The following is a 17,463-nucleotide window of genomic DNA, read 5'->3' on the forward strand; positions in this document are numbered from 1 at the left end:
GGCCGGCAAACTCATCTCAACTGTTCTTCGCTTGCTCTTCCAGCTGGTCCGACTCGAACAACCGTGCCAGTTCCGCCCGCGCTTCCTGCGCCGTCTGCTTGACCTTCACCGCGTCGTCGTAAATCGCGTGCTGGGCTTCGAGCACCTGTTCGTCATGATGCTTGAAACGCTTGATCCTGGCATCGGCCTGCTCGTGGGTCAGTCCCAGGCCGATCAAGGTCTGCCGGCTCATTTCCAGGCTGGAATAAAAGGTTTCACGCACCGCGTGGGCACCCAGGTCCACCAGGCGATGCACGTGCTGGCGGTTGCGTGCGCGGGCAATGATCTTGATGTGCGGATAGAGCTTGTGCACCAGTTCTGCGGTCTTGATGTTGGTGTCCGGGTCGTCGGTGGCGATGACGAAGAATTCCGCGTCTGCGACCTTGGCCGCGCTGAGGATTTCCGGACGCATCGGGTCGCCGTAGTACACAGGTACGCCGCCGAAGCTGCGCGACAGTTCGATGGTTTCCACCGAGGTATCGAGGGCCACGAACTTGATGTTCTGTGCCCGCAGGATACGCGCGACGATCTGACCCATGCGGCCCATGCCGGCGATCACCACGCGGGGTTCATCGGCGTCGATGGCGCGAAAGTGCTCCGGTACCACCACCGGTTGCACTTTCGGGCTGACCAGGCGCGCGCACAACAGCATCAACAGCGGCGTCAACGCCATCGACAGGGTGATCGCCAGCACCAGCAAGTCGTACAGGCGCGGATCGAACAGGCCATGATCACGACCGATCTTGAACACCACGAAGGCGAACTCACCGCCGGCCGCCAGCACGATGCCCAGGCGAATGGCGCTGATCTTGTTCAAACCGCCGGCCAGTCGGCCCACGACAAACAGCAACGGCAGCTTGACGGCGATCAGCAGCACGGTCAGCCCCAGCACCACGATGGGCTCGCGCAGCAGTAGGCCCAGGTTGGCGCCCATGCCGACACTCATGAAGAACAGCCCCAGCAGCAGGCCCTTGAAAGGTTCGATCTGTGCTTCCAATTCGTGCCGGTATTCGGAGTCCGCCAGCAGCAGGCCGGCAAGGAATGCACCGAGGGCCATCGAAATACCGGCCAGGTCCATCAGCCAGGCGGTGCCCATCACCACCAGCAACGCGGTGGCGGTGGACACTTCCGGCAAGCCGGTCTTGGCGACCACGCGGAACACCGGGCGCAGCAGGTAGCGCCCGCCGACCACCACAATGGCGATGCTGATCAGCACGCGCAGCCCCTGGTTGACATCGTCGGCCGCGCTGAGGTTTTCACTGCTGCCAGCCAGCAGCGGCACCATGGCGATCAGCGGAATCGCGGCGATGTCCTGGAACAGCAGGATCGCGAACGCCAGGCGCCCGTGGGGGCTGGTCAGCTCCTTGCGTTCGGCAAGGCTTTGCAGGCCGAACGCGGTGGACGACAGGGCCAGTCCCAGGCCCAGCACGATCGAGGTGTTCAGGGGTTGGCCGAAGACATACAGCGCCAACACGCCCAGCAGCGCGCCGGTCAGCAGTACTTGCGCCAGGCCGACGCCGAACACCGCCTTGCGCATCACCCACAACCGTCGTGGCGACAACTCCAGGCCGATGATGAACAGCAGCAACACCACGCCGAGTTCCGAGATGTGCGCGACTCTTTCCGTATTGCCGATCAGGCCCAAGCCCGAGGGGCCGATGATTACCCCGGCAAACAGATAACCCAAAACCGCGCCCAACTGCAGGCGCTTGGCCAGGGGAACGGTGAGCACGGCCGCGAGCAGAAATACGACTGCGGCTTGTAACAGACTGCCTTCATGGGGCATGAGAAAAACTCCATCAACTCGGTAAAGCGAGTCGACAAGGATAAAGGCAGGTTTGGGTTCAAGGCTATCGCGCGACACTGGTATCGAGCGAACAATGCCGCGCCGCTACAACAATTGGCCCACGTCCCAGAGCCTTACAAGCTCGGCGGGAGCCTGGTTTTCCGGCACTTTCAAGACCATTTGGTCGACTTTCTCGCCTTCGCGATAGCGCAGCTCGACCTGGTAAAAGCGCTGATCGCCGCTGCCTGTGGTCGGGCTGGCCAGCGGCAGGCAACTTTCGAGAAGTACGCAAATGCGCGAGCGCTGCTCGATATCGCATTGGGCGAATTCGATCTCCCGGGGGCGCGACAGGGCCTGGATCGCGGCGAAGCCGCCCTGGCGGGATAGGCGCACAACCGTCCGGTCGTCCAGGGGTGGCAGGGTTTTCATGGTGCCTCCCGCGTCGAATCGACGCCCACTTGCGACCAGCCACGCTGCACCGCCTGGGCCTCATTGGCTGTGAAGCGCCGGCGCGCATGCTCAACGGTCAGTTTGGCAAAGGCACTGAATGAGGTCTCGTGGCTCAGGCGCTTGTCACACAGCGCGTCGTACCAAATGCGCCCGGCTTGTTCCCAGGCGAATCCGCCCAGGGCCTTGGCTGCCAGGTAAAACGCCCGGTTGGGAATACCTGAATTGATGTGCACGCCGCCATTGTCCTCCTGGGTGATCACGAATTTGCGCATGTGATCCGGTTGCGGGTCCTTGCCCAGCAGCGGGTCGTCATAGGCGGTGCCCGGGTGGGCCATCGAACGCAAACCGATGCCCTTGATGCGCGGCGTCAGCAAATCCGCGCCGATCAGCCAGTCCGCCTGGTCGGCGGTGTGCCCCAGTAGATATTGCTTGGTCAGGACGCCAAACACATCCGACAGCGATTCATTCAACGCCCCGGACTGGTCGGCATACACCAGGCCCGCTTCGCTCTCGACCACGCCGTGGGTCAGTTCGTGCGCCACCACGTCCAGCGAGCGGGTGAAACGCTCGAAGATTTCCCCGTCGCCGTCACCAAAGACCATCTGCGAACCGTTCCAGAAGGCGTTTTCGTAGTTCTGCCCGTAATGCACGCTGCCGATCAGGGCGAAACCCTTGTCGTCGATGGAATCGCGACCCAGCACCTTCCAGAAGAAATCGTAGCTGGCCCCCAGCGCGTCGTAGGCTTCATCGACCGCCGGATCGCCGCTCGCAGCCTGACCTTCAAGGCGCACCGGCATGCCGGGCAGGAGCATCTTGCCCTGGGCATCATGCACGCTGCGCTGCGCCTGGCCAGGTTTGCCGGACGCCGGCAGGATCGCAGCAGCCGCAAGGCGCACCGGAGGGCCAGGCGGGTGCCACAGGGTGCGCAGATGGGCCAGCGTGGTCATTGCGCTGGAACGCTGGCGTTCAGATCCGTGCGCGACGATGCGGTGCAGAATGTAGGGTGGAATGAAACTGCGCAGGCCGGTCATCAGAGGATCCCTTTCTGAACGCGAAGTCGATACTTATGTGAACGACGCAGGGGCGTTCGGTTCCGCGGGTTGCCATCGGCAGCGGATTCTGCGAAAACCTGCGTCCGCGCCCGCAAGTCCAGGGCACTGTAGATGAGTTAAGAACATGAACGACGAACTGCAAATCATTGATCTTGAGCCGGGTGACGGCAAGGCCGCCGTCAAAGGCGCGCTGATCACTACCCAATACCGCGGCTGGCTGGAGGACGGTAGCGAATTCGACTCTTCCTACAGTCGCGGTAAACCGTTCCAGTGCGTGATCGGCACCGGGCGGGTGATCAAGGGCTGGGACCAGGGCCTGATTGGGATGCGGGTCGGTAGCAAGCGCAAATTGCTGGTTCCGGCGCACCTGGCCTATGGCGAGCGCACGATGGGCAAGATCCCGCCGAATTCGAACCTGATGTTCGAGATCGAGTTGCTGGAAGTGCTGACGCGGGACGATTGATGGGGCAAAAAAAATCGCCGCTCTCGAATTCGAGGCGGCGATTTTTATTACAGGGGGGGCGTCAGGTCAGACCTTGACGATCCAGCCTGCTGGCGCTTCGACGTCACCGGTTTGCACGCCGGTCAGCTCTTTGTAGAGCTTCTGGGTGATCGGGCCGACTTCGGTTTCGCTGTGGAACACGTGCAGGTGGTCGTTGTAGCTGATGCCGCCGATTGGCGTGATCACGGCTGCGGTACCGCAAGCGCCGGCTTCCTTGAAGTCCGACAGCTTGTCGATGAACACGTCACCTTCGATCACTTCCAGGCCCAGGCGCGATTTGGCCAGCTCGATCAGCGACAGGCGGGTGATGCCCGGCAACACCGACGGCGAGTTCGGGGTCACGAACTTGTTGTCGTGGGTGATCCCGAAGAAGTTGGCCGAACCGACTTCCTCGATCTTGGTGTGGGTCATCGGATCCAGGTAGATGGCGTCGGCGAAGTGCGCCTTCTTGGCTTGGGAGCCCGGCATCAGGCTGGCGGCGTAGTTGCCACCGACCTTGGCCGCGCCGGTGCCTTGCGGGGCGGCACGGTCGTAGCTGGAGATCAGGAAGTTGTGCGGGGTGAGGCCACCCTTGAAGTAGGCGCCGACCGGGATGCAGAAAATCGAGAAGATGAACTCGGGTGCGGTACGCACGCCGATGTTGTCACCCACGCCGATCACGAACGGGCGCAGGTACAGCGCGCCGCCGGTGCCGTAAGGCGGGATGAAACGCTCGTTGGCGCGCACCACTTCCTTGCACGCCTCGATGAACTGCTCGGTGGACACCTGTGGCATCAGCAGGCGCGCGCAGCTGCGTTGCATGCGTGCGGCGTTCTGGTCCGGGCGGAACAGGTTGATCGAACCGTCCTTGCAACGGTAGGCCTTCAGGCCCTCGAAGCATTGCTGGCCATAGTGAAGGGCCGTGGAGCCTTCGCTGATGTGCAGCACATTGTCTTCGGTCAGGGTGCCTGCGTCCCACTCGCCATTACGCCAGTGCGACAGATAGCGCTTGTCGGTCTTGATGTAGTCAAAACCCAGCTTGTCCCAATTGATGCTTTCGTTACCCATGACACCCTCTATCACTTAACAACCGCCGAAACGGTTCAATGTTTCTGACGTTTTCTGGATGGGGACAACAATACTTCATTCCGGACCTATTTCGCAGCCCGCAATGCATTCCTTGTTTGATCGTTCCCACGCTCTGCGTGGGAATGCCTCAACGGACGCTCCGCGTCGGCTCTTGGGACGCGGAGCGTCCCGGGCTGCATTCCCACGCAGAGCGTGGGAACGATCATGGTGGGGTAGTTACAGGTGCAACGCGTGGCCCAAGGCACGCAACGCCGCTTCCTGCACCGCCTCGCCGAGCGTCGGGTGCGCATGGATGGTGCCGCCGATGTCCTCCAGCCGCGCGCCCATTTCCAGGCTTTGCGCGAACGCCGTGGACAATTCGCAGACCCCGATCCCCACCGCCTGCCAGCCGACAATCACATGATTGTCCCGACGAGCGACCACGCGCACGAAGCCACTTTTCGATTCCAGCGTCATAGCCCGGCCATTGGCGGCGAACGGGAAGCTCGACACGATGCAGTCCAGGCCTGCCGCCTTGGCTTCGTCCGGGGTCTGGCCGACCACCACCAGTTCCGGGTCGGTAAAGCACACGGCGGCAATGGCGGTGGGGTTGAACTCGCGGGATTTACCGCTGATCAGCTCGGCCACCATCTCACCCTGGGCCATGGCCCGGTGGGCGAGCATCGGTTCGCCACTGAGGTCGCCGATGGCATAGACGTCGCGCATGCTGGTCTGGCAGCGGTTGTCAATCTTGATCGACGAACCGTTCATGTCCAGGTTCAGCGCTTCGAGGTTCCAGCCCTGGGTGTTCGGTTTACGGCCCACAGCGACCAGCACCTGATCTGTTTCCAGATTCAAAGTACGATCATCGGGCGTGCGGACTTGAAGAGTATTTGTATTTGAATCAAAGCCTTGAACGCTATGATTCAAGTAAAGTCTCACACCAAGCTTCTTCAGTTCTTCATGCACCGGTTGGGTCAATTCCGCGTCGTAGGCCGGCAGGATGCGTTCCTGAGCCTCGACGACGCTGACGTCGGTACCGAGCTTGCGATAGGCAATCCCCAGCTCCAGGCCGATGTAGCCGCCACCGACCACGATCAGGCGCTTGGGCACGGACGTTGGCGCCAGGGCTTCAGTGGAGGAAATGATTGGCCCGCCAATCGGTAGTATCGGCAGGTTCACGCTTTTGGACCCGGTGGCCAGTACCAGGTGTTCGCAAATAATGCGCGTGTCGCCGACGTCGACGGTTTTACCGTCAACCACTTTGGCCCAGCCTTGAATGACCTGGACCTTGTTCTTTTTCAGTAGCGCCGCGACGCCGGTGGTCAGGCGATCGACAATGCCGTCCTTCCACTCGACGCTTTTGCCGATGTCCAGCGTGGGCGCTGACACGGTGATGCCCAACGCCGACTGCTGGCTGTGATGCCGGGTTTGGTGGAACTGCTCGGCGACGTGAATCAGCGCCTTGGACGGAATACAGCCGATGTTCAGGCAGGTGCCGCCCAACGATTCGCCTTCCACCAGAATGGTTGGAATGCCCAGCTGACCGGCACGGATCGCCGTCACGTAACCGCCAGGGCCGCCGCCGATGATCAGCAGCGTGGTGTGCAAAGTCTGCATCGTTTACTCCACAAACAAGGTGGCGGGTTGTTCGAGCAGGCCGCGCACGGCCTGGATGAAGAGTGCCGCGTCCATGCCATCGACCACCCGGTGATCGAAGGAACTGGAGAGGTTCATCATCTTGCGAATCACGATCTGGCCTTTGATTACCATCGGCCGTTCGACGATTTTGTTCACGCCGACGATCGCCACTTCCGGCAGGTTCAGCACCGGGGTGCTGACGATGCCACCCAGCGCGCCGAGGCTGGTCAGGGTGATGGACGAGCCGGACAGTTCATCGCGGCTGGCCTTGCCGTTACGGGCGGCAGTGGCCAAGCGGGAGATCTCCGCTGCGTTGTCCCACAGGCTGCGAGTTTCGGCGTGACGTACCACCGGCACCATCAAGCCAATATCGGCCTGGGTGGCGATGCCCACGTGCACCGCGCCCAAGCGGGTGATGACTTGGGCTTCGTCGTCGTAACGGGCGTTGATCTGCGGGAAATCACGCAGAGCGACGACCAGGGCGCGGACCAGGAACGGCAGCAAGGTCAGCTTGCCGCGGGTGGCACCGTGTTTTTCGTTGAGGTGCGCGCGCAGTTCTTCCACGGCAGTCACGTCGATTTCCTCGACATAGCTGAAGTGAGCGGCACGTTGCGTGGCGTCCTGCATGCGCTGGGCGATCTTGCGGCGCATGCCGATCACCGGGATCTGTTCTTCGTCGTTGCGTTGGGTATAAGCGCTGCTGACCGACGAAGCATTGGATTGACCTTGAGCCAGATAGGCGTCCAGATCTTCGTGCAGCACACGACCGGCCGGGCCGGAGCCACGTACAAGACGCAACTGAATGCCCAGGTCCAGAGCATGTTTGCGTACGGCCGGGGAGGCCAGTGGACGCTCATTGGCTTGGCGAGCGACTATCGGTCCCGGGCAGACGGTGGTTTTTGGTGCTGCAGCGGCGGCGACTGGTTTGACCTCCACTGCGGCTTCGACTTCAGGCGCAGCGACGGGCGCTTCTTTCACCGGTGCCGGTTGCGCCGACGCCTTAACGTTCCCCGCGCCTTCGACTTCAATGCTGATCAGGATGCTGCCAACCGCCATGACTTCGCCCGGTTGCCCACCAAGGGCAATCACCTTGCCATGTACGGGCGACGGGATATCCACCATCGCCTTGTCGGTCATGACATCGGCCAGCACTTGATCCTCGACGACCATGTCGCCGACTTTCACATGCCATTGAGACAATTCAACTTCTGCGATGCCTTCGCCAATGTCCGGCATCTTGATAACGTGCGTGCCCATTCAGACCTCCATGACCCGTTTCAACGCCGCACCCACACGGGACGGCCCTGGGAAATACGCCCACTCTTGCGCGTGCGGGTAGGGGGTGTCCCAACCGGTGACGCGTTCGATCGGCGCTTCCAGGTAGTGGAAGCAGTGTTCTTGCACCAGCGCGGTCAGTTCGGCGCCGAAACCACAGGTGCGAGTCGCTTCGTGAACGATCACGCAGCGCCCGGTTTTCTTCACCGACCTGGTGATGGTTTCCAGGTCCAGGGGCCACAGGCTGCGCAGGTCGATGACTTCGGCGTCCACTCCACTTTCTTCAGCGGCGACTTGCGACACGTACACGGTGGTGCCGTAGGTCAGCACGGTGACGTCCTTGCCGGGGCGGGCGATGGCGGCAACGTCCAGCGGCACGGTGTAGTAGCCGTCGGGAACCTGTGCGGCAGGGTGTTTCGACCACGGGGTCACCGGGCGCTCGTGGTGGCCGTCGAACGGGCCGTTGTACAAGCGCTTGGGCTCGAGGAAGATCACCGGGTCATCGTTTTCGATGGAGGCGATCAGCAGGCCCTTGGCGTCATAGGGGTTGGACGGCATGACGGTGCGCAGGCCGCATACCTGGGTGAACAGCGCCTCGATACTCTGGCTGTGGGTCTGGCCGCCGTAGATGCCGCCGCCGCAAGGCATGCGCAGGGTCAACGGCGCGGTGAATTCCCCGGCCGAGCGATAACGCAGGCGGGCGGCTTCGGAAATGATCTGGTCATAGGCCGGGTACACGTAGTCGGCGAACTGGATTTCCACCACCGGGCGCAGACCGTAGGCGCCCATGCCCACGGCAGTGCCGACGATGCCGCTTTCCGAGATCGGGGCGTCGAACACCCGCGAGGTGCCGTACTTGGTCTGCAGGCCTTCGGTGCAACGGAACACGCCGCCGAAGTAACCGACGTCCTGGCCGAACACCACGACGTCTTCGTCGCGCTCAAGCATCACATCCATGGCCGAGCGCAGGGCCTGGATCATGGTCATGGTGGTCGTGGTCATGGCGGTTTCCAGCTGGATATTATTGTTGTGATCGTTCATGTCAGATCCCCAACTCCTGACGCTGGCGCTTCAAATGCTCCGGCATCTCTTTGTAGACGTCTTCGAACATGGTCGCGGCGCTTGGAATCTGGCCACCGGCGAGGGTGCCGTACTGTTCGGCTTCTTTCTGTGCGCCGATCACTTCGGCTTCCAGCTCGGCGCTGACGGCGGTGTGTTCCTCTTCGGACCAGTGGCCGACCTTGATCAGGTGCTGCTTGAGACGAGCGATCGGATCGCCCAACGGGAAGTGGCTCCAGTCGTCGGCTGGACGGTATTTGGACGGATCATCGGAAGTCGAGTGCGGGCCGGCGCGGTAGGTGACCCATTCGATCATGGTCGGGCCGAGGTTGCGGCGCGCGCGTTCGGCGGCCCAGGCGGAAGCGGCGTAGACCGCATAGAAGTCGTTGCCGTCGACTCGCAGCGAGGCGATGCCGCAACCGACGCCACGCCCGGCGAAGGTGGTGGCTTCACCACCGGCAATCGCCTGGAAGGTGGAGATGGCCCACTGGTTGTTGACCACGTTGAGGATCACCGGCGCGCGGTATACGTGGGCGAATGTCAGGGCCGTGTGGAAGTCCGATTCGGCGGTGGCGCCGTCGCCGATCCAGGCCGAGGCGATTTTGGTGTCGCCCTTGATCGCCGAGGCCATGGCCCAGCCTACAGCTTGTACGAACTGGGTGGCGAGGTTGCCGGAAATGGTGAAGAAACCGGCCTCTTTCACCGAGTACATGATCGGCAGCTGGCGTCCCTTGAGCGGATCGCGCTCGTTGGACAGCAGTTGGCAGATCAGGTCCACCAGCGGCACTTCGCGGGCCATCAGGATGCTTTGCTGGCGGTAGGTCGGGAAGCACATGTCGTCGATGTTCAGGGCCAGGGCCTGGGCGCTGCCGATGGCTTCTTCGCCGAGGCTCTGCATGTAGAACGACATTTTTTTCTGACGCTGGGCGACCACCATGCGGTTGTCGTAGATCCGCGTCTTGAGCATGGCGCGCATGCCCTTGCGCAGGATCTCCACCGGCACGCCTTCGGCCCACGGCCCCAAGGCATTGCCCTGGTCGTCGAGCACGCGAATCAGGCCACGGGCCAGGTCGGCCGTGTCTGCCGGTTCTACGTCGATAGGGGGTTTGCGCACCGTGCCGGCATCGGTCAGGTGCAGGTAGGAGAAGTCGGTTTTGCAGCCGGGGCGGCCCGAGGGTTCCGGGACGTGCAGGCGCAGCGGTTCGTACGCTTGGTTCATGGCTTCTACGCTCGATCTTGTGAATTTCTTGTAGTGAGCTGACAGATTTCGTTCTGTGGAAGAAATCTTGTCCTACAACAATCATAGGCCCGGCCAAGAAGAATATTTCTCTGTGTTTCGTTGCGCTCAAGATCATTTACAGATAAAAAATCTGCATAAACATAAAAAACAGGTGTTTTTGTCTCATGCGCAAACTGGACCGTACCGATATCGGCATTCTCAACAGTCTTCAGGAGAACGCACGCATCACCAACGCCGACCTGGCCCGCTCGGTCAACCTGTCGCCGACGCCGTGCTTCAACCGGGTCAAGGCGATGGAGGAACTGGGCCTGATCCGTGAGCAGGTGACCCTGCTGGATGCCGACCTGCTGGGGCTGCACGTCAATGTGTTCATCCATGTCAGCCTGGAAAAGCAGGTGGAGGAGGCGTTGCAGCATTTCGAAGAGGCGATCTCCGATCGTCCCGAGGTGATGGAGTGTTATCTGATGGCCGGCGATCCGGACTACCTGATCCGGGTGCTGGTGCCGACCATTCAGTCGCTGGAACGCTTCATGATGGATTTCCTCACCAAAGTCCCCGGCGTTGCCAATATCCGTTCGAGCTTTGCGCTCAAGCAGGTGCGCTACAAGACGGCGTTGCCGTTGCCGGCCAATGGCTTGACCTTGGGTACCTGATCGTTCCCACGCAGCGTGGGGACGAACGACGTCAGAACTTGTTCAGGGGGATTTTCAGGTAGACCACGCCATTGTCCTCCGCCGGCGGCAGATTCCCCGCCCGCACATTGACCTGTATCGCCGGCAGCAACAGCGTCGGCATGCCCAACCCGGCATCGCGGCGGGTGCGCATGTCGACGAACGCGGCTTCGTCGATGCCGTCGCGCACGTGGATGTTGCTCTTGCGTTGTTCGCCGACGGTGCTCATGCACTGCGGCTCGCGATCCTCGGGCGGGTAGTCGTGGCAGACGTAGAGGCGCACGCTGGCGGGGAAGGCCAGCAGCTTGTGGATCGAGGCGAACATCTGGTGCGCGTCGCCGCCGGGAAAGTCGCAGCGGGCGGTGCCGACGTCCGGCATGAACAGGGTATCGCCGACCAGGATGATGTCGCCGTCGATCAGGTAAGCCATGTCCGCAGGGGTATGACCCGGCACATGCAGGGCGGTGGCCTTGAGGTTGCCGATGCGGAATGACTCGCTCGGGGCGAACAGGTGATCGAACTGGGAGCCGTCGATGCAGAATTGCGGTTCAAGGTTGAACAGGCGCTTGAACACGCCCTGCACCTTGCAGATCGACTGGCCGATGGCGACCTTGCCGCCCAGCTCCCGGCGCAGGTAAGGTGCAGCAGACAGGTGATCGGCGTGGGCGTGGGTTTCCAGCAGCCATTGCACCTGCAAGCGGTGCTCGCGCACGAAAGCGATGATCCGGTCGGCCTGCAGGGTGTCGGTTCGTCCGGCAGCCGGGGTGTAGCCGAGTACCGGGTCGACGATCGCGCATTGTCCGCCGTCGGTTTCATAAATGACGTAACTGTAGGTAGACGAGGCATCGTCAAAAAAAGCTTCAATCAGGGCAGGCATGTGGTTTTTTCTTCATGGGCACTTCATGAGGGTAGTTTCATTTTCCCTGCGCTGACCAGCCCGCGATGCATTCAGTGATGAAAAAAAACCTGCGGGCTCTATCCTGTCACTCTATCGATACCGGGCGTTCCCGGCCTTTGTCATGGATTACGAGCGTTCTATGTTGCTGGCGAGTTTTTTTGGGATGGTCATGGGACTGGTGCTCGGACTGACCGGGGCCGGGGGTGGCATTCTGGCGGTGCCGGCGCTGGTGTTGGGGCTGGGTTGGAGCATGACCGCGGCGGCGCCCGTTGCGCTGTTCGCGGTGGGCAGCGCGGCGGCGGTCGGGGCCATCGATGGTTTGCGCCATGGCTTGGTGCGCTATCGCGCGGCGCTGTTGATCGCCTTGCTGGGTGCGATATTTTCCCCGTTGGGCATCTACTTCGCCCATCGGCTGCCGGAAAAAGTCCTGATGATCCTGTTCAGCCTGCTGATGGTCATGGTGGCGGCGCGTATGCTGCGTCGCGAACGCAAGGACGAGGGCCCCAGCGATCATGGTCACGCCAACTGGGGCCAGAAGAACTGCATGCTCGACCAGCAGACCGGGCGCTTTTCCTGGACCGCCAAATGCACCGCAACCCTCGCGGCCCTCGGTGCGGTGACCGGTGTGGTCTCGGGTTTGCTGGGCGTGGGGGGTGGCTTCCTGATCGTGCCGGCCTTCAAGCAGCTGACCGACGTGCAGATGCGCGGCATCATCGCCACGTCCCTGATGGTCATCAGCCTGATCTCGGCCATCGGCGTGATCGGCGCCTTGCATGCCGGGGTGCGCATCGACGGCCTGGGCGTTGCCTTCATCGTCGCCAGCATCGTCGGCATGATCATCGGCCGAAAACTCTGCGCGCGAGTGCCGGCGCGGGCATTGCAGGTGGGATTCGCCAGCGTCTGCCTGATCGTTGCCGGCTACATGCTGTTGCGTGCGTGAGGTTTACAGCGCCCGGTATTGCAGGCTGAACGTCAATTCTGCCGATTGCCCCTGCTGCAGCAAGCGCAACCCTGGCCGACCGGGCAAGTGGTGCGCGTTGACGGGGTGGCTGACTGGTTCGATGCAAAAAAAACCCAGGTCTGCCGGGCAGTAGAGCAGGTAGTAATCGCTGCCGGTGGCCTGGCACTCCAGCGCGTAACCGAGGTCGGGTTGCTCGATCAGGCAGTGGCCATCCCATTGGCAGAAACCGTTGTCGACCAAGGTGTCGGGCAGTGCCTTGAGTTGCCGAAAATCCCATTCGGCCGGTAATGAACCCAGCTCGGTTGGCAGCTTGGAGCTGTCGCACAACCACACTTGCCCAGCCTTGGCCTGTAGCCGCGTGCCTGCGCTGCGCGGCAGATACGGGTGCAGTCCCAGGCCATGCCAGGCCGCGCGTTCGGCCAGGTGGGTGACGCTCAATTCGATGCTCAGCTTACCTTCGCCTAGATGGAAACGTTGACGGGCGCAATAGGCAAAGGGCTCGCTGCTATCGAGTTGCAGCACGACTTCTTGCGCGGTAGTGGAAACCACCTGCCACGGCTGCTGCCAGGCGCTGCCGTGAATCGGCAGGGGATCGGTGAGGCTGTTGGGTCTCAGCTGTTGCCAGCCATCCGGGCAATCGAACCCCCCTTTGGCAATGCGGTTGGACCACGGCACCAGAGGAAAGCAGCCCAGTTTGCCGGGAAGGCCGGTGTTCAAGGCGTGCTCATCGGCGTGTCGCAGCAAGGGTTGGCCCGTGTTGCGCGCTGACCAGTTGACGATGCTGCCGCCGAGTTCGGGGGCGAGGGTGAGGCGGGTGAATTCGTCTTCGAGTTCGAGCAATGTTGGTTTCATGTTCACCAGCGATCAAGAGTGAATGCGCGGATTACTCTTGTAGGAGCCCGGCTTGCCGGCGAAGGCATACTTGAATACGCCTTCGCCGGCAAGCCGGGCTCCTACAGTTAAAGCGTTGCGAGATCAAACGGGTTACAACACCAAATGCGGCAACCACAACGACAGCGCAGGAATGTAAGTCACGGCCAACAACACCAGCAACAGCACGGCGTAGAACGGCAGCAGCGCCTTGACGGTTGACTCGATGCTGACCTTACCCACGGCCGATCCCACGAAGAGTACCGCGCCCACTGGCGGTGTGATCAAACCGATCCCCAGGTTCACCAGCATGATCATGCCGAACTGCACCGGGTCTACGCCAATGCCGAGAATCACCGGCATCAGGATCGGCGTGAGGATCAGGATCAGCGGCGCCATGTCCATCACGGTGCCGAGCAACAGCAGCATGACGTTGATGCACATCAGGATCACGTAACGGTTGTCCGACAGGGTCAGGAACATCGTGGTGATCTTCGCCGGGATCTGCATCAGGGTCATGATGTAGCCGAAGCTGGCGGCGAAGCCGATCAGGATCATCACGATCGAAATCGTGCGCACCGTGCGGTGCATCAGTTTCGGCAGCTCGCTCCACTTGTAGTCGCGGTAGATGAACATGGTCACGAAGAACGACCACAGCACCGCAATGGCTGCCGACTCGGTCGCCGTGAAAATCCCGCTGAGGATCCCTCCAAGGATGATGACCATCGCCATCAGGCCCCACAACGCTTCGCCGCAAATCTTCAGGGCTTCGCGCATCGGAATGACTTCACCCTTGGGGTAGTCACGCTTTTTCGCGAAGATCAGGCACAGCACCATCAGGCACGCGCTCATCAACAGGCCCGGGACCACGCCGGCCATGAACAGCGAGGCAATCGACACCGTACCGCCTGCCGCCAGCGAGTAGAGCACCGAGTTGTGGCTCGGCGGGGTCAACAGGGCTTGCACCGAACCGCTGACGGTCACGGCGGTGGCGAACTCCCGGGGATAGCCGCGGCGTTCCATTTCCGGGATCAGCACCGAACCGACCGAGGCGGTGTCGGCCACCGAGGAGCCGGAGATCGCGCCAAAGAAAGTCGAAGCCATGATGTTGACCAGCGACAAGCCACCGCGCACGAACCCGACCAGTACCCCGGCAAACGCCACCAGGCGCCGGGACATCCCGCCCTCGGCCATGATCGCGCCGGCCAGCACGAAGAACGGAATCGCCAGCAGGGAAAACTTGTTCACGCCGCCGGCGACCTGGATCATCAGCGCCTGAAATGGAATGTCGATCCAGAACGCGCCGATCAGCGCGGAAAGCCCCAGCGCGTAGGCGACCGGCATACCGATCAGGATCAACGCGATAAAACTGCCCAACAGAATAAAAGCGTCCATTCAGGCAGCCCCTTCGTTTTCTTCAACGAGGTCGAAGCGCACGACCCGACGGTTGCTCTGGTCACCGAACAAGAGCTTTTCCAGGACAAAGATCAGCGTCAGCAGACCGCCCACGGGAATCGGCATGTAGGTGATGCCCACGCGCAGGGTCGGCAGGGCGCTCATGAACTGGTTCCAGGTCGACAGGCACAGCTTGCTGCCCCAGACGGTCATGAACAGGCAAATGGTCGCCATCAGCAATTGGGAGAACACGCTCATGGCCTGGCGCATTTGCGGCGACATGCGGTCGGTGAGCATCGCCACTGCCATGTGCGAACCGGAACGGTAACTGGCGGCGGCGCCGATGAAGGTGAAGACCATCATCAGCAGAATCGCCGTGGGCTCGGGCCAACTTGAGCCGGTGCCGAGCACATAACGGGCAAACACGCCCCAGGGAATGATCAGCGCGATGGCCAGGACGGACAGCCCCGCGACCCAGATACAGGTCATGTAGAGCTTGTCATTGAAACGTAGCAGTAGATTCTTCATCGGGTTCCACCGTAACCGGGCACGCACTGACCTACACCCAGGTCAGTGCGTGCCGGGCCTTTCTTGAATGCAGGGAGGGTTACTGGACGGCTTCGATGCGCTTGATCAGGTCCGCGTAGGGCGCGCCGTATTTCTCGCGGATCGAGGCGGTCGCTTCATAGAAAGGTTTCTTGTCGACGGTGATGAACTCGACGCCGGCAGCCCTGAGTTTTTCTTCGCTGCTGGCCGATTTGGCATCCCACAGGGTGCGCTCCTGCGCTTGCGCGGCCTTGGCGGTTTTCTTCACCAGGGCCTGCTGCTCGGGGGTGAGTTTGTTCCAGGTGATCTTCGACATCACGATCGGCTCGGGCAGGATCAGGTGCCCGGTCAGGCTATAGAACTTGGCGTTCTGGTAGTGATTGTGCTCGAGCAGGGTCGGCGGGTTGTTCTCCGCGCCGTCGATCACACCGGTCTGCAGGGCGCTGAAGATTTCGCCGGTGTCCATGGCGATGCCGTTGCCGCCCATGGCGTTGATGGTTTCGATGAACATCGGGTTGCCTTGCACGCGAATCTTCATGCCCTTGAGATCTTCGAGGCTGCGCACCGGTTTCTTGGTGTAGATGTTGCGCGTGCCGCCATCCATCCAGGCCAGGGCCACGAGGTTGAATTCGGACTGGGTGATCTTGTCGAGGATCTCGTCGCCGACCTCGCCATCGATGACCTTGCGCATGTGCGCCTGGTCACGGAACACGAACGGCATGTTGAACACGTTCACGTCCGGCACCACCGGGCCGACGATACCCAGGCTGACCCGGGCCATCTGGATGGCACCGACCTGGGCCTGCTCGACTACTTCTTTTTCCGAGCCGAGCACGCCGCCGGCGAACATCTTGAAGGTCAGCTTGCCATCGCTGTCGGCGACCAGGGTCTTGCCCAGCTGTTCTTCGGCAACCACGGTCGGGTAGCCCGCAGGGTGGATGTCGGCGAATTTGATTTCCAGCGCGTGGGCGGCGCTGCTGAGGGTGACGGCCAGTGGGAGTGCTGCGGCGAGGATGGTGCGTTTGAAGTCCATTGGGGGTGTCTCCAGATTTGTTGTTTTTGTTATTCAAGGCACAGCGGTGTAGCGCCAACAGTTGCATTCATTGCTTGAAGTGCGGCTCCGGCAAACCCTTTACGCCAGGGTCCAGGGCGAACACGCCACCGGCCAGCGATTGTTCATCCTGGTCGTGCGCGGGGCGGATCGAGGTCACGAACAGGGTGTCCAGACGACTGCCACCGAAGGCACACATGCTCGGTTTTTTCACCGGTACTGTGAGGGAACGGTCCAGTCGACCGTCGGGGGTGAAACGGTGAATCAGCCCCACATCGTTGCCGCAGATCCAGTAACAGCCCTCGGCATCGACCGCCGCGCCATCAGGGCGACCGCCGTGTTGATGCATGTCGATGAACACGCGGCGGTTGGAAGGGGTGCCGCTGTCGATGTCGTAATCGAAGGCCCAGACCTGCTGCACCAACGGATGGGAGTCGGACAGGTACATCGTCTTGCCGTCCGGGCTGAAGGCCAGGCCGTTGGGCACGATCAGGCCGTTCATCTGTGCCAGGAGCGGCCCCTGTTGCCCGGCGTCGTAGCGATAGAGCGTGCCCACGGCGGCATTGGCGCCCATGTCCAGCACCATGCTGCCGGCCCAGAATCGGCCCTGACGGTCGCAGCGACCATCGTTGAGGCGCATGCCTGGGCGGGCGTGATCGACGTGGGCCAGGGGGGTGCTGTCGAGACTGCCGCCTTCATGCGCATGCAGATGGAAGAACCCGGTCTCCATGCCGGCGACCCAGCCGCCGTCGGGGTGACGGGCGATGCAGGCGAGCATCTGCGGGGTTTTCCAGGCGTGCACTTGCCCGGTTTGCGCGCTCCAGCGTTGCAGGCTCCCGGCAGGAATATCGACCCAGTACAGGGCGTTTTCCTCGGGGACCCAGACCGGGCTTTCACCCACCGCGTTTCGGGCATCGACAATCAGTTCGGCTGGCATGGCAACTCATTCCTTGGGTTGGTGGTGCTGGGGATCAAGTGCA

Annotated in this window: 17 protein-coding genes; 3 read left to right on the forward strand and 14 right to left on the reverse strand. The window is 61.8% G+C overall.

What is annotated here, in order from left to right; translation table 11 throughout:
* Positions 1-16: 16 nt before the first annotated feature.
* The 3 genes from ACIO0C_RS11595 to ACIO0C_RS11605 all read right to left on the reverse strand — a co-directional run bounded on the left by ACIO0C_RS11595 (position 17) and on the right by ACIO0C_RS11605 (position 3,306).
* On the reverse strand, positions 17-1,825 hold the full coding sequence (locus ACIO0C_RS11595; RefSeq protein WP_401311769.1) for a monovalent cation:proton antiporter-2 (CPA2) family protein: 1,809 nt from the start codon (positions 1,823-1,825) through the stop codon (positions 17-19).
* Positions 1,826-1,930: 105 nt separating this feature from the next.
* Positions 1,931-2,254, reverse strand: a complete 324-nt coding sequence (locus tag ACIO0C_RS11600; protein WP_401311772.1) for a protealysin inhibitor emfourin — start codon at positions 2,252-2,254, stop codon at positions 1,931-1,933.
* Positions 2,251-3,306 carry a M4 family metallopeptidase gene (locus ACIO0C_RS11605; protein ID WP_401311775.1) on the reverse strand — a complete coding sequence of 352 codons (1,056 nt, stop codon included), beginning with the start codon at positions 3,304-3,306 and terminating at the stop codon, positions 2,251-2,253. Before ACIO0C_RS11605 ends, ACIO0C_RS11600 begins: the two co-directional genes overlap by 4 nt.
* Before the next feature lie 145 nt (positions 3,307-3,451).
* On the opposite strand from ACIO0C_RS11605, the gene ACIO0C_RS11610 reads away from it, so the two are divergent.
* Complete coding sequence (locus tag ACIO0C_RS11610) at positions 3,452-3,790, forward strand: FKBP-type peptidyl-prolyl cis-trans isomerase (protein ID WP_401311777.1); 339 nt, start codon at positions 3,452-3,454, stop codon at positions 3,788-3,790.
* Between the two features lie 66 nt (positions 3,791-3,856).
* On the opposite strand, the gene ACIO0C_RS11615 is transcribed toward ACIO0C_RS11610, so the two are convergent.
* The 5 genes from ACIO0C_RS11615 to ACIO0C_RS11635 form a co-directional block, all read right to left on the reverse strand.
* Positions 3,857-4,876 carry a branched-chain amino acid aminotransferase gene (locus ACIO0C_RS11615; RefSeq protein ID WP_110751453.1) on the reverse strand — a complete coding sequence of 340 codons (1,020 nt, stop codon included), beginning with the start codon at positions 4,874-4,876 and terminating at the stop codon, positions 3,857-3,859.
* Positions 4,877-5,113: 237 nt separating this feature from the next.
* Positions 5,114-6,496, reverse strand: a complete 1,383-nt coding sequence (lpdA, locus tag ACIO0C_RS11620) for a dihydrolipoyl dehydrogenase (RefSeq protein ID WP_401311780.1) — start codon at positions 6,494-6,496, stop codon at positions 5,114-5,116.
* A gap of 3 nt (positions 6,497-6,499) precedes the next feature.
* Positions 6,500-7,774 carry a dihydrolipoamide acetyltransferase family protein gene (locus tag ACIO0C_RS11625; protein ID WP_401311783.1) on the reverse strand — a complete coding sequence of 425 codons (1,275 nt, stop codon included), beginning with the start codon at positions 7,772-7,774 and terminating at the stop codon, positions 6,500-6,502.
* Positions 7,775-8,833, reverse strand: coding sequence for an alpha-ketoacid dehydrogenase subunit beta (locus ACIO0C_RS11630; RefSeq protein ID WP_401311786.1), 1,059 nt, complete (start codon positions 8,831-8,833; stop codon positions 7,775-7,777).
* 1 nt (position 8,834) lies between these two features.
* The gene (locus ACIO0C_RS11635) at positions 8,835-10,070 is read right to left on the reverse strand and encodes a 3-methyl-2-oxobutanoate dehydrogenase (2-methylpropanoyl-transferring) subunit alpha (RefSeq protein ID WP_401311789.1); all 1,236 of its coding nucleotides are present in this window, start codon (positions 10,068-10,070) and stop codon (positions 8,835-8,837) included.
* Positions 10,071-10,255: 185 nt separating this feature from the next.
* Between ACIO0C_RS11635 and bkdR the strand changes: the two genes are divergently transcribed.
* On the forward strand, positions 10,256-10,744 hold the full coding sequence (gene bkdR, locus ACIO0C_RS11640) for a Bkd operon transcriptional regulator BkdR (protein ID WP_008059350.1): 489 nt from the start codon (positions 10,256-10,258) through the stop codon (positions 10,742-10,744).
* A gap of 31 nt (positions 10,745-10,775) precedes the next feature.
* Here the strand turns inward: bkdR and ACIO0C_RS11645 are convergent, their stop codons facing one another.
* The gene (locus tag ACIO0C_RS11645; RefSeq protein WP_401311792.1) at positions 10,776-11,639 is read right to left on the reverse strand and encodes an MBL fold metallo-hydrolase; all 864 of its coding nucleotides are present in this window, start codon (positions 11,637-11,639) and stop codon (positions 10,776-10,778) included.
* A gap of 160 nt (positions 11,640-11,799) precedes the next feature.
* Between ACIO0C_RS11645 and ACIO0C_RS11650 the strand changes: the two genes are divergently transcribed.
* Complete coding sequence (locus tag ACIO0C_RS11650) at positions 11,800-12,600, forward strand: sulfite exporter TauE/SafE family protein (protein ID WP_401311996.1); 801 nt, start codon at positions 11,800-11,802, stop codon at positions 12,598-12,600.
* A 3-nt stretch (positions 12,601-12,603) separates the two neighbouring features.
* Here ACIO0C_RS11650 and ACIO0C_RS11655 read toward each other — a convergent pair whose 3' ends face one another.
* The 5 genes from ACIO0C_RS11655 to ACIO0C_RS11675 all read right to left on the reverse strand — a co-directional run bounded on the left by ACIO0C_RS11655 (position 12,604) and on the right by ACIO0C_RS11675 (position 17,420).
* Positions 12,604-13,473, reverse strand: coding sequence for an aldose 1-epimerase (locus ACIO0C_RS11655; protein ID WP_401311795.1), 870 nt, complete (start codon positions 13,471-13,473; stop codon positions 12,604-12,606).
* Between the two features lie 132 nt (positions 13,474-13,605).
* Positions 13,606-14,886, reverse strand: coding sequence for a TRAP transporter large permease (locus tag ACIO0C_RS11660; RefSeq protein ID WP_401311798.1), 1,281 nt, complete (start codon positions 14,884-14,886; stop codon positions 13,606-13,608).
* The gene (locus ACIO0C_RS11665; RefSeq protein WP_401311801.1) at positions 14,887-15,414 is read right to left on the reverse strand and encodes a TRAP transporter small permease; all 528 of its coding nucleotides are present in this window, start codon (positions 15,412-15,414) and stop codon (positions 14,887-14,889) included. It lies immediately after the preceding gene.
* Positions 15,415-15,493: 79 nt separating this feature from the next.
* Positions 15,494-16,465, reverse strand: coding sequence for a TRAP transporter substrate-binding protein (locus tag ACIO0C_RS11670; protein WP_401311803.1), 972 nt, complete (start codon positions 16,463-16,465; stop codon positions 15,494-15,496).
* A 67-nt stretch (positions 16,466-16,532) separates the two neighbouring features.
* Positions 16,533-17,420 (reverse strand): SMP-30/gluconolactonase/LRE family protein, encoded by an 888-nt coding sequence (locus tag ACIO0C_RS11675; RefSeq protein ID WP_401311806.1) that lies wholly within the window; start codon positions 17,418-17,420, stop codon positions 16,533-16,535.
* Positions 17,421-17,463: the final 43 nt, after the last annotated feature.

Source organism: Pseudomonas sp. NPDC087336 (assembly GCF_044744285.1).
Lineage (GTDB): Bacteria > Pseudomonadota > Gammaproteobacteria > Pseudomonadales > Pseudomonadaceae > Aquipseudomonas.